The sequence below is a fragment of the Thioalkalivibrio sp. ALE20 genome (genome assembly GCF_000381405.1).
Classification (GTDB): domain Bacteria; phylum Pseudomonadota; class Gammaproteobacteria; order Ectothiorhodospirales; family Ectothiorhodospiraceae; genus Thioalkalivibrio.
In genome coordinates, this window is sequence record NZ_KB906476.1 from 114,847 (window position 1) to 126,724 (window position 11,878).

10 protein-coding genes and 1 riboswitch are annotated in these 11,878 nt (G+C 68.9%); of the genes, 4 read left to right on the forward strand and 6 right to left on the reverse strand.

Annotated features, from left to right (window positions below; translation table 11 throughout):
• Nucleotides 1-112: 112 nt before the first annotated feature.
• The 5 genes from F790_RS0110010 to F790_RS0110030 form a co-directional block, all read right to left on the reverse strand.
• The gene (locus tag F790_RS0110010; RefSeq protein ID WP_019591575.1) at nt 113-3,244 is read right to left on the reverse strand and encodes an efflux RND transporter permease subunit; all 3,132 of its coding nucleotides are present in this window, start codon (nt 3,242-3,244) and stop codon (nt 113-115) included.
• Entirely contained in the window at nt 3,241-4,314 is a 1,074-nt protein-coding gene (locus tag F790_RS0110015) for an efflux RND transporter periplasmic adaptor subunit (protein WP_019591576.1), read from the reverse strand. The genes F790_RS0110010 and F790_RS0110015 overlap by 4 nt, the downstream gene beginning before the upstream one ends.
• 81 nt (nt 4,315-4,395) lie before the next feature.
• Complete coding sequence (locus tag F790_RS0110020; RefSeq protein ID WP_019591577.1) at nt 4,396-5,409, reverse strand: glutathione S-transferase family protein; 1,014 nt, start codon at nt 5,407-5,409, stop codon at nt 4,396-4,398.
• A gap of 120 nt (nt 5,410-5,529) precedes the next feature.
• Nucleotides 5,530-6,165, reverse strand: a complete 636-nt coding sequence (locus F790_RS0110025) for a TMEM165/GDT1 family protein (RefSeq protein WP_019591578.1) — start codon at nt 6,163-6,165, stop codon at nt 5,530-5,532.
• An 86-nt stretch (nt 6,166-6,251) separates the two neighbouring features.
• A riboswitch (yybP-ykoY riboswitch) is annotated at nt 6,252-6,381 on the reverse strand.
• 49 nt (nt 6,382-6,430) lie between these two features.
• Nucleotides 6,431-6,838 (reverse strand): hypothetical protein, encoded by a 408-nt coding sequence (locus F790_RS0110030; RefSeq protein ID WP_019591579.1) that lies wholly within the window; start codon nt 6,836-6,838, stop codon nt 6,431-6,433.
• Between the two features lie 153 nt (nt 6,839-6,991).
• On the opposite strand from F790_RS0110030, the gene gshA reads away from it, so the two are divergent.
• The 4 genes from gshA to fliL all read left to right on the forward strand — a co-directional run bounded on the left by gshA (nt 6,992) and on the right by fliL (nt 11,181).
• Nucleotides 6,992-8,578, forward strand: coding sequence for a glutamate--cysteine ligase (gshA, locus tag F790_RS0110035; RefSeq protein ID WP_019589932.1), 1,587 nt, complete (start codon nt 6,992-6,994; stop codon nt 8,576-8,578).
• A gap of 74 nt (nt 8,579-8,652) precedes the next feature.
• Nucleotides 8,653-9,825: a PLP-dependent aspartate aminotransferase family protein gene (locus F790_RS0110040; RefSeq protein ID WP_018869134.1), complete on the forward strand. Its 1,173-nt coding sequence runs from the start codon at nt 8,653-8,655 to the stop codon at nt 9,823-9,825.
• Between the two features lie 106 nt (nt 9,826-9,931).
• Nucleotides 9,932-10,762 carry a M90 family metallopeptidase gene (locus tag F790_RS0110045; protein ID WP_026332922.1) on the forward strand — a complete coding sequence of 277 codons (831 nt, stop codon included), beginning with the start codon at nt 9,932-9,934 and terminating at the stop codon, nt 10,760-10,762.
• A complete protein-coding gene (gene fliL, locus F790_RS0110050) occupies nt 10,759-11,181 on the forward strand; it encodes a flagellar basal body-associated protein FliL (protein ID WP_019591581.1) in 423 nt (140 codons plus the stop codon). The genes F790_RS0110045 and fliL overlap by 4 nt, the downstream gene beginning before the upstream one ends.
• A gap of 345 nt (nt 11,182-11,526) precedes the next feature.
• Here fliL and F790_RS0110055 read toward each other — a convergent pair whose 3' ends face one another.
• Complete coding sequence (locus tag F790_RS0110055; RefSeq protein ID WP_018869131.1) at nt 11,527-11,823, reverse strand: hypothetical protein; 297 nt, start codon at nt 11,821-11,823, stop codon at nt 11,527-11,529.
• Nucleotides 11,824-11,878: the final 55 nt, after the last annotated feature.

An 11,878-nucleotide genomic window follows, 5' to 3' on the forward strand; every position in this document is an offset into this window, starting at 1 on the left:
CACCCATCGACACCCCCCTTGTAGGAGGCGAGCCCCCTCGCCGATCCGGCCCATCCGGTGCCCCGACGGCCGGGGCCGGCCCACCGCCGACATCGGCCGGAGGGCCGGCCTCCTACGGGCGGGTCGCCCCGTCTACATCCCTGACCTCTTCGTCCAGTGACTGCAGCCGCCGCGTGGTGGCCAGCGGGGAGGTGGTTCCGCGGGCGATCAGGTAGTAGGTGGCCGGAATGACGAACAGGGTGAACACGGTGGCGAACAGCACGCCGGAGAACACCGCCACCCCGATCACGAAGCGCGTCTCCTCGCCCGGGCCGGAGGCCAGGATCAGCGGGATGGAACCGGCCACGGTGGTCAGCGCGGTCATCAGCACCGGGCGCAGGCGCAGACGTCCGGCCTCGATCACGGCATCGCGGAACTCGCGGCCACGGTCGCGCAGCTGGTTGGCGAACTCCACGATCAGGATGCCGTTCTTCGCCGCCAGCCCGATCAGCATCACGATCCCGATCTGGCTGTAGATGTTCAGCGTCTGCCCGGTCAGGCTGAGCCCCAGCAAGGCGCCCACCACCGCCAGCGGCACGGTGAGCATGATCACGAACGGGTGCACGAAGCTCTCGAACTGGGCCGCCAGCACCAGGAACACCACCAGCAGCGCCAGCGCGAACACGAACAGGATCGCCTCCGAGCCCTCGCGCAGGTCCAGCGACTCGCCCTTGTAGTCGATCTGCGCCTCGTCCGGCAGCACCCGTTCCGCCGCCGCGTCGAGGGTGTCCAGCGCCTCGCCCAGGGTCAGGTCGCCGCCCACGCCGCCCTGCAGGGTCACCGCACGGCCGCGGTTGAAGCGCGACAGCGAGGCCGGCCCGGCACGTTCCTCGTAACGCACCACACTGGACAGCGGCACCAGCTCGCCGGATTCGGCCCGCAGGTGGATATTGTCGATGGCCTCGGTGGTGCGCCGCTGGTCGGTCAACCCCTCCAGGATCACGTCGTATTCCTCGCCACGGTCCTGCCAGCGGGTTACCGCGCGGCCACCCAGCAGGATGTCCAGGGTACGCCCGATGTCGCGCATGGAGATGCCCAGATCCCCGGCGCGGTCGCGGTCCACGCTCAGGCTCAGCTGCGGCTGGGTCGGCTCGTAGTCCAGCCGCAGGTTACGCAACCCGTCCACGTCGCGCACCTCGTCCAGCACCACGTTGCCCCATTCCTCCAGGGTGTCGAAATCGGGCCCGGCGATCACGAACTGCACGGGTGGTCCCGGCGCACCGGTACTGAGCCCCTGACGCATGAACGCGCGGACCTCCACGCCCGGCATCTCGCCGACGCTGCCCTCGATCCAGTTCATGACCTCGCGCCCGGAGGGTTCGCGGTCGTTCCAGTGCTCGAGGATCACGATCACGAAACCGTCGTTGACCGTTTCCACGCCGCCGAACCCGCGCGGCGTGCGCACCAGGGCGCGCCGGATCGGTCCGCCTTGCTCGCTCATCAGCGGCTGCAGACGCTCTTCCACCTCGGCCATCTGCCGGCTCATGTAGTCGAAACTGGCGCCCTCGGGGCCATCCACCATCACGAAGAACGCACCGCGATCTTCCTCCGGCGCGAATTCTTCGGGGAGGCTGTCGAACAGGTACCAGGCCCCGATCAGCACCCCGCCCAGCAGCGGAACTACCAGCCAGGACACGCGCAGTCCACCGGACAGCAGTTTCCCGTAACCGGTCTCGATGGCGCCGAACGCCCGCCCCACCAGACGCGCCGCACCGGTCTCGTCATCGCCCTTGTGCATCAGGCGCCCGGAGAGCACCGGCGCCAGGGTCAGCGCCACGATGCTGGAGAACACCACGGCGATCGCCATCGCGATCGCGAACTCGGCGAACAGCCGCCCGACCATGCCGTCGAGGAAGGCCAGCGGCACGAACACCGCCACCAGCACCGAGGTGGTGGCGACGATCGCGAAACCGACCTGACGTGCCCCGCGCCACGCGGCCAGCAGCCCGGGCTCGCCGCGCTCGATGCGCCGATGGATGTTCTCCAGCATGACGATGGCATCGTCCACCACCAGGCCCACCGCCAGCACCAGCGCGAGCAGGGTCAGCAGGTTTACCGAGAAGCCGAACAGGTTGATGCCGATGAAGGCCGCGGTCAGGGCCACCGGCACGGTCACCGCCGGGATCAGCGTGGCGCGCCAGCTGCCGAGGAACAGGTAGATCACCGCGACCACCGCCAGGGTCGCGACGCCCAGGGTCACGTAGACCTCCTGCAACGCCCCCTCAATGAACACCGATTCGTCGTAGGTGGGGACCAGCGAGGTCCCCTCCGGCAGGCTGCCTTCCAGGTCGGCGGCCAGTGCCTTCACCGCACTGGCGACCTCCAGCACGTTGGCGTTGGACTGGCGGATGATGCCCAGCCCGATCATGTCCTCGCCGTTGCCGCGGAACTCGGTGCGCTCGGTGTCGGCGCCGATGTTCACCGCCGCCACGTCGCCCAGGCGTACCAGCTGACCGTCCGCGCCGCGGCGCAGGACCAGGTTCTCGAAGTCCTCCGGCGAGCGATAGCTGCGTTCCACGCGTATGCGGAATTCGCGCTCGTCGGAATCCAGCCGCCCGGCCGGCAGTTCCACGTTCTCGCGCTCCAGCGCGTCCTGGATCTCGAGCACGGTCAGGTCGCGCGCCGCCAGCGCCTCGCGGTCGATCCACACGCGCATGGCGTAGCTGCGTGCACCGCCCAGACGCACCAGTGCCACGCCGTCCACCACCGACAGGCGGTCGACCAGATTGCGCTCGGCATAGTCCGCCAGCTCCAGCGCGTTCATGCGATCGCTGGAGAGGTTGAGCCAGAGTATGGGGGAGGAATCCGAATCCGCCTTGGTGATGCGCGGCGGTTCGACCTCGTCGGGCAGGTTGCGCTGCGCCCGGCTGACCGCCTCGCGCACGTCGTTGGCGGCGGCGTCGATGTCGCGGTCCAGACCGAATTCGATGGTGATGCGCGAGCGCCCGTCGTCGCTGGAGGACTCCATGTAGCGGATGCCCTCCACCCCGGCGATGCGGTCCTCCAGGCGCTGGGTCACCTCGCGTTCGATGATCTCCGCGCTGCCGCCGGGATAGTTGGTGTCCACCGTGACCACCGGCGGGTCGACGTCGGGGTATTCACGCAGCGGCAGCTGATCCCAGGCAATCAGGCCGAAGGTCACCAGCAACAGGTTGAAGACGATCGCCAGTACCGGCCGGCGATTGGCGACATCGGAGAGGATCATCCGTCGTCTCCGGACTCCAGCACGCGCACGGTCATGCCGTCCCGCACCCGCGAAACGCCCTCGGAAACCACCGTGTCGCCGGTTTCGACGCCGTCCAGCACCTCCACCCATCCGGGCGCGCGGCGACCGATGCGGATCCGGTCGCGACTGACCGTTTCATCCTCCTGCAGGCGGAAGACGAAGTGCTGGTCGGCGGTCTGCACCACCGCGCCCTCGGGCACCGCCGGCGCCCGTTGCGGATCCAGCGCCAGGCGCACCGTGGCGAGCATGCCCGGACGCAGGCGTTGTTCCGGGTTGTCGGCCACCGCGCGCACGTTCAGGGTGCGCGTGGCCGCGTCGATACGGTTGCTCAGTGCGGTCACGTCGGCCGCGAAATCGCCGACCGCGCTGTGCCCGGTGACCGGCATGCCCAGTTCGATGGCCCCGGCAAAACGCTCCGGCACCGGGAAGTCCAGGCGCACCGTGCGGATGTCGTCCAGTTCCACCAGCGCGGTGTCCGGCGTGACCATGGCCCCGGGGCTCACCTCGCGCAGGCCCAGGGTGCCGGTGAAGGGCGCGCGGATGGTGCGGTCCTCCACCTGCGCCGTGGCCGCGGCCAGCGCAGCCCGGGCCTCGGCCAGCCGCGAGGCCTGCTGGTCGACCTCCTGGCGGGTCACGATGCCGTCCTCCACCCGGTCGCGCACCCGCGCCAGCTCGCGGCTGGCCTCCTCGACCCTCACGCGGGCCTCGTCGCGGCGCGCGCGCTCCTCTTCCGCGCGCAGCTCCACCAGAACATCGCCCGCCTCGACGCGATCACCGTCCTCGAACTCCAGTGATTCCACCCGTGCGGTAACCGGCGCGCGCACCGTGACCGACTCGCGCGCGGCGACCGTACCCAGCGCCTCGATCACGGTCTCGAACTCGCGCGGCGCCACTTCGCTGACGCGCACGGGCGTGCGCTCGTCACGCTCGCCGGAGTCCGGCAGGGTCGCGCGCGCGGCCCCCGCATCGTCCTGCTGCTGCAGCCACCACGCCCCGCCCGCCGCCAGGGCGAGGACGAGGATGCCGCCGATGATCCCGCTTGCCTTCACCAATGGACTCCTTTCATCACGCCACCCGCGGGGCAGGGCCGCCCGGCAGGCAGGTGCCTGTACATGACCAACCGACCCGGTTCATTCGCCCGGGTTCCGCAGGTCCCCGGGGAGTGCGCCCAGCGGCCGTCCGTGCGCGGCGTCGAGATCGATGACCGGCCCCTTCGGCACGATCCCCGACGGGTTCAGCATCGGATGCGAACCGTAATAGTGCGCCTTGATGTGGTCCATGCGCACGGTCTCGGCCACGCCCGGGCGCTGGTAGAGCATGCGCAGATAGGCCGACAGCGCCGGGAAGTCGCTCAGACGCTGGCGGTTGCACTTGAAGTGGCTGTAGTACACCGGATCGAAACGCACCAGCGTGGTGAACAGTCGCCAGTCGGCCTCGGTGAGACGGTCACCGACCAGGAAGGGCTCATGCGCCAGGCGTTCCTCCAGCCAGTCGAGGGTCTCGAACAGGCGGTCGAAGGCGGCGTCGTAGGCCTGCTGGGTGGTCGCGAAGCCGCAGCGATAGACCCCGTTGTTCACGTTCTCGTACACCCGGTCGTTGACCGCGTGGATCTCCTCGCGCAGGTCTTCCGGATAGAAATCCAGGGTGTTGCCGGTGATGTGATCGAAGGCACTGTTGAACATGCGCACCAGATCCAGCGACTCGTTGTTGGCAATGCGGTCGCGTTCGGTATCGAACAGCACCGGCACGGTCACGATGCCGGTGTAGTGCGGATCGGTGCGGGTGTAGAGCTCGTGCATGTAACGCGAGCCGTGCACCCGGTCCCCGGTGCAGCCGTCGCAGTCATCGAATGACCAGCCGGCATCGCCCATGTAGTGGTGCACCACCGACAGCCCGATGTGCGGCTCCAGGCCCTTCAGCCGGCGCAGGATAAGCGCGCGATGGGCCCACGGACAGGCATACGACACGTACAGGTGATAGCGCCCGGAAGCCGCGGTGAAACCGCCCTCGCCCAGCGGGCCGGGGCTGCCGTCGGGGGTGACGTAGTTGCGGTACTGCTGATCCTGGCGCACGAAATCGCCGTTCTCGTCGGATTCCTCCTCCAGCCAGCCTTCGCGCAGCTCGCCGTTGATCAGCAGACTCATGGCCATTCCTCCGGATGGTTCACCCGGATGATGATCCCATCGATGCAATCGAATGAAAATCGCGGATTTTCGCGAAAACCCGACGACAAAAACGAACGGTATCGACCCTCCTCGCCGCAATCACTCGGCGCTCCGGCCGACGGCCTCCAGCAGGGCGCCGGAGAAGTCCGGCAGGCCGAGACCGGGCATCCACCCCAGCGCCTCCAGCAGGCTCCACAGACCGATCAGCAGGAACAGCGCCGCGGCGAACCAGCGCAGCGTGTGCACGGGCATGCGCTCGGCAAAGCGCCGCCCCAGCAGCAGCCCGGGCACGGTGATCAGCAGGATCCCCAGGGTCGCGCCCAGCACCACCGGCACCAGGCTGCCGGAGCCCCCGGCCAGCGCGACCACCGCCAGCTGGGTCTTGTCCGCCATCTCGAACAGGAAGAAGGTGGTCGCAGCGGTGAAGAACAGACTGCGGGCGCAGGGGTTCTCCGGCACCCCGTCCTCGTCGTCCTCCGGGATCAGCACCCAGACCGCCATGGCCAGGAACGCGATCGCGACCAGCCACAGGTGCCAGTCGGTGTCGATCACCGAGAACAGCCACACCCCGGCCACGGCCGACACCAGCTGGTTGGCGAACAGCCCGGCAGCCATGCCCCAGAACACCGGCCACAGGCGGTTGCAGCGCAGGCCGAACAGCGCGGCGAGGAACATCGACCGGTCGCCGATCTCGGCCACGGCCACGGCGAAGACGGAAAGGAGAAAGAGTTCCATGACGGGCGATCCGGGCCGGGCGGGCGATGACCGGTGGCATCGACCCCCGCCGCCCGGCCACGAGCACGCCCGCCGCCGTTACGGCGGGCCGGAGATCCATGCCACAGGTCTCGTCGGGCCGGATGCGGCTGCCTGCGCCACGGCCCGTGCGGGCCAATGATGTTGACGCAGGCCCCCGTCACGCGTGGACGGGGTAACTACTCCCCTGAGCAGTTACAAAGTCTATTCACGGCCTCGCGCCCTGTCCAGAACCGCGCTGCCCGGTTCAGCGGTAGAGGCGGACCTCCTGACGCCGGCCTTCCACGCCACGGTTGGCACAGAACGCCTGCTCCTCGCCGTCGGCGTAGCGCACCTCCATGTTGAAGCCGGCCGCCGGGGGATGGTTGAGCGCCACGTCGCGGCGCTCGCCCGGCCGGATACGACCTTCGCGCATCTCCGTCAGGCTCTGACCGTGGCTGAAGTTGAAATGGATCGCCTCGATCATCTCGTCAGTGTCGTTGTGGACCGTGACCAGCAGCATGCCCTCCGGGACCTCCGGCTCGGTGAACAGGTGCATCGCCAGCCCCCCGACGACCAGGCCGACCAGAAACAGCAGGGTGGCCGGGGCGCGCAGGAAATCGATCACGCGGTCACTCAGCTCGCGCGGATCATGCTCCTCCGGGTTCTTGCTCATGCCGGCCTCCCTCTCTAATATCAGCCAGCTCTAATATACCGGTGGAGGCGAAAGAAGAGAACCGGCACCCCCCGGCCCGGTGACCGGAGCGGCACATTCCGGTATTTTTCGCCCCTCCATCCAGCAAGTTCGATCCAGCAAGGCGGTCCGCACGTGGGAAGCGACGAACGCAATCTGCAGGCTCTGGTGGCGCGACTGGCGGAACGGCTCCCCGCTGGCAGCCTGCATGGCCGCATCGGCCTGGAGAAGGAAACCCTGCGCGTCGGCGCGGACGGCGCGCCGGCGCGCACGCCGCATCCTCCGGCACTGGGTTCGGCCCTGACCCATCCGTACATCACCACCGACTACTCCGAGGCCCTGCTGGAGTTCGTGACCCCGCCGTTCGACGACGTGCGCGAGACCCTCGGCTTCCTCCACGACCTGCAGGCGTTCGCCGCGGCCAGCGTGGGCGACGAGATCCTGTGGTCCACCTCCATGCCCTGCGTGACCGCCGATGATTCGGCGATCCCGGTGGCCGACTACGGACCCTCCAATGCCGGGCGCATGAAGACGGTTTATCGCCTGGGCCTGGGCCATCGCTACGGGCGCAAGATGCAGGTAATCGCCGGGGTGCATTTCAACTACTCCCCGCGCGAGGAGTTCTGGCCGGCGCTGGCCGAGGTACTGGGCGAGACCGACACCCGCGAGTTCCGCGACGCGCGCATGATGGGGATGATCCGCAACCTGCTGCGCTTTGGCTGGATGGTGCCGTATCTGTTCGGTGCCTCGCCGGCGGTCTGCAACTCGTTTCTCGAGGGACACGGCGCCACGCTGGAGGACTTCGACGACGACACGAGCTACCTGCCGCATGCCACCAGCCTGCGCATGGGCGATATCGGCTACACCAACCGCAAGGAGGCGGACACCGGCATCAAGGCGGACTACAACTCGCTGGCCGGCTACGTCGATTCGCTGCGCTGCGCGATCAACACCCCCAGCCCGGAATGGGAGGCACTGGGGGTCAAGGTCGACGGCGAATACCGCCAGCTCAACGCCAACATCCTGCAGATCGAGAACGAGTACTACTCCACCGTGCGTCCGAAGCAGCCGCTGGAGCGCTTCGAGAAGCCCACCGACGCGCTGGAGGCCCGCGGCATCGAGTACGTGGAGCTGCGTTCGGTCGACATCAACGCACAGCACCCGCTCGGCGTGGACGAGACCCAGCTGCGCTTTCTCGAGACCTTTGCGCTGGCCTGCCTGCTGCAGCCCAGTCCCGCGTTCGGCCCGGGCGAGCTGGACGCAATCGACGCCAATCTGCTGCAGGCGGCGCACTATGGCCGGCGCCCCGGACTGGAACTCCAGCGTCCGCAGGGCGACACTCCACTGGCGGACTGGGCGCGCGAACTGCTGGCGCTAATGCGCCCGGTGGCCGCCGTACTCGACCAGGACCGCCCGGGCGACCCGTATCGCCGCGCTCTCAGCGAGCAGTGGGGCAAGGTCGAGCAGGCCGACCTGACCCCGTCGGCGCGCATGCTGGAAGACATGATGGCGCGCGAGGAGGGGTTCCACGTGCACGCCCGGCGCCTGTCGGCCCAGCACCGCGAGGCGTTCCGCTCCAACGGACCGCTGCCGCGCGCCGACATGCTGGAGGCCCTGGCGCGCCAGAGCCTGGCCGAGCAGGCGGAGATCGAAGCGGCCGACACCCTGGACTTCGACACCTTCCTGCAGCGTTACTTCGACGGCACCCTGCGCCACGCCTGACCGGCGGTTAGAATGCCCCGGCGCGGCCAGGCGTGCCTGAGCCGAACACACCCCTCGCGACCGGGAGCCTGCCGATGGCCGAATCCGACGATCGACGCCTGTCCACCCGCTGCATCCACGCCGGCGAGATCGGCGATGCCCATGGCAGCGCACTGACGCCGATCTACCCGACGACCACCTTCAAGTACCGCTCCACCGCGGCCATTCTGGACGTGGTGGAGGGCCGCACCAGCGGGAGCCTGTACACCCGCTACGGCATGAATCCGACCATCCGCAGCGTGGAATCCAAGCTCGCCAGCCTCGAAGGAGCCGAGGCCGCGCTGGTATTCAGTTCGGGCATGGCGGCGGAGACCGCGCTGTTCCTGGCCCTGGGCCGCGCGGGGGTCGTCTGCATCGGCGATGCCTACGGCGGGACCATGGAACTGCTCTCGGAGCAGCTGCCGCAGCTCGGCATCCGCACGCAGTTCCTGCTGGGCGACGAGCTCGACCGCCTGGACGCCTGCCTGGAACAGGGTGCCGGACTGGTGTTCCTGGAGACCCCGACCAATCCGGCCCTGGAGGTGTTTCCGATCTCCGAGATCGCCGCCCGGGCGCACGCCCGCGGGGCGCTGCTGGCGGTCGACAACACCTTCGCCTCGCCGGTCAACCAGAACCCGCTGGCGCTGGGTGCCGACCTGGTCAGCCACAGTGCCACCAAATACCTGGGCGGCCATTCCGACCTGACGGCCGGGGCCCTGATGGGCTCGGCGGAGCACATCGCGACCGTGGCCGGGTGGCGCAAGAACCTGGGTTCCACGCCCGCCCCGGAGACCTGCGCGCAGCTGGCCCGCAGCCTGCACACGCTGGTGGTGCGGGTCCGCCATCAGAACGCCGCGGCCCGGGCCATCGCCGAGGCGATGCAGAGCCACCCGCGGGTTACCCGCGTGCGCTACCCGGGCCTGCCGGGGGATCCCGGGCATGCGCTCGCGCGCGAACAGATGTACGGCTTCGGCGGCATGCTGACCCTCGAACTGGATGCCGACACCGAGGGCACCAGCGCGGTGGTCGACCGCCTGCGCCTGTTCGCCATCGCCCCCAGTCTGGGCGGCACCGAGAGTCTGGTGACCCAGCCGGTCACCACCACCCATCACGGCGTGTCGCCGGAGGAACGCGAACGCCGCGGGATCACCGGTTCGATGGTGCGCCTGTCGGTCGGCCTGGAAGATCCGCAGGACCTGATCGACGACCTCTGCCAGGCCCTGGGGTAACACCGGCCAGACACCCGCGCTTTCCCGTGCACTTCCCGGGGGGCGCTTTGCAGCGCGCGCGGGTTCTGGCAGTTTGGTCATCCATCCCTTCGGATCCGCATCCATCGTGAACCTGCCCCTGCCCCGACGCCTGGGAGACTGGCTGCGCAGCCTGGGCCGCCCGCCCCGGGCGTGCGACGGGCGGCGCGTGACCCTGGCGGACACCGAATGGACCGACCTGCGCCGGCGGGTCCCGTTTATCCGCACCCTGAACTCGGCGGAGGCCGAGCGCCTGCGTGAACGCATCGAGGGGCTGCTGGGCAGCAAGGAGTTCGTCGGGATCGACCACGAACCGGAACCCTGGCAATGCCACGTGATCGCCGCCTACGCCGCCCTGCCGGTCCTGGAACTGGGGCTGGAACCCTACCGCGACTGGCATACCGTGCTGATCTACCCCGACACCTTCGTGCCCGATCACGAATGGGTGGACGAGGACGGCATCGTGCACCGGGGGGCGATGCCCCAGGCCGGTGAGGCCTGGGAGCGCGGCCCGGTGATCCTGTCGTGGAATGACGTCCTCGAGCACGGCGCGGTGGTGGTGCACGAGGTGACACATATCCTGGACGGCGGCAACGGCGACGTGAACGGCTTCCCGCCGCTGCCGCGCGACCGCGACCCGGCCGCCTGGACCGCCGCCTTCAGCGAGGCCTGGGAATGGTTCAATACCCGGGTCGACGCCCCGGGCGTGTCCGAGGAGGATCTGCCGCTGGATCCCTATGCCGCCACCGCGCCCGAGGAATTCCTCGCGGTGGCCGCCGAGGCCTTCTTTTTCGAGCCTGACCGCCTGCGGCGGGACCTGCCCGCGGTCTACGAGGAAATGGCGGGTTATTTCCGCCAGCAGCCCCATCGCCGCGCGGCGGCGGTCGCGACATCCATCCCCGAACCGAGACCGACATGATGCCCCGATCCATGAAACACCCCGTCCCCCGCACCGGACTCCCGGCCCTGATGCTGCTCGTATTGCTGGCGCTGGCCGCCGTCCCGGCCTCAGCGGAAGACGGCGATTCGCGCTACGTAACCCTGGACAGCCTGGTGGTCAACCTCGAGGACCCCGGCGCGGCCCGTTACCTGCAGACGAACATCCAGCTGGAGACCGCCTCACAGGAAGACGCGGACCGGGTGCGCGACCACATGCCCGCGGTCCGCGACCGCCTGATCCACGTCATGGGCGGACGCGACCCGGCTGAAGTGCGCCGCAGCGACGGCCGCGAAGCGCTGCGCGGCGAAGCCGTGGAGGAGCTACGCGAGATCATGGAAGAGCTTACCGGCGCCCCGCTGATCGACGCCCTGTACTTCTCCAACTTCATCATCCAGTAGGAGGCCAGCCCCCTGGCCGATTTCGGCGCCGGACCTCATCGGCCGGAGGGCCGGCCTCCTACCGAACGGGCACCCATCCACACCCCGGTGGGAGGCCAGCCCTCTGGCCGATCAGGCCCAACCGCTGCACCAACGGCCGGGGACCGGCCCACCGCCGCCATCGGCCGGAGGGCCGGCCTCCTACGACATAATCCGCCCCACCGCGTGGGAGGCCAGCCCCCTGGCCGATCACGGCGCAAGCTCCCATCGGCCGGAGGGCCGGCCTCCTGCCGAACGGGCACCCATCCACACCCCGTAGGAGGCCAGCCCCCTGGCCGATCCGGCGCCGGACAACCCCGGCCTCGTTCAATGCGGGCGATGCAGAAACGGCATGTCGCCGCGATCGGTCATGTGCCGGATCAGCGACACGCGACCCGGCTCTTCCTTTTCCAGCTCGTCCGCGCATTCCGAGGGCTGGTGCGTGACCTCGGACAGCAGGACCTCAAGTTCGCGCAGATCCACCTTCGGCCGCTGCAGGTCCTCGGGCTTCGGGTTCTCGACCTGATTCGTCTCCCAGAACATCCGCGGATGCCACATGTGGTTCTGCGCGTCCGGGTGATGGAAGAGTTCGACACAACGACGATTCAGCTCCTGTGCGTTCATCGCATGACTCCTCGTTTCGTTGCACTCACCCGTTTATATAGACCCGAAAATTTCC

What these genes read in the sequence shown, in the direction of transcription:
- F790_RS0110025 (WP_019591578.1), bottom strand. Translation starts at nt 6,165, where the DNA reads ATGGAACTCTTTCTCCTTTCCGTCTTCGCCGTGGCCGTGGCCGAGATC.
- F790_RS0110020 (WP_019591577.1), bottom strand. Translation starts at nt 5,409, where the DNA reads ATGAGTCTGCTGATCAACGGCGAGCTGCGCGAAGGCTGGCTGGAGGAG.
- F790_RS0110055 (WP_018869131.1), bottom strand. Translation starts at nt 11,823, where the DNA reads ATGAACGCACAGGAGCTGAATCGTCGTTGTGTCGAACTCTTCCATCAC.
- F790_RS0110040 (WP_018869134.1), top strand. Translation starts at nt 8,653, where the DNA reads ATGGCCGAATCCGACGATCGACGCCTGTCCACCCGCTGCATCCACGCC.
- fliL (WP_019591581.1), top strand. Translation starts at nt 10,759, where the DNA reads ATGATGCCCCGATCCATGAAACACCCCGTCCCCCGCACCGGACTCCCG.
- F790_RS0110010 (WP_019591575.1), bottom strand. Translation starts at nt 3,244, where the DNA reads ATGATCCTCTCCGATGTCGCCAATCGCCGGCCGGTACTGGCGATCGTC.
- F790_RS0110030 (WP_019591579.1), bottom strand. Translation starts at nt 6,838, where the DNA reads ATGAGCAAGAACCCGGAGGAGCATGATCCGCGCGAGCTGAGTGACCGC.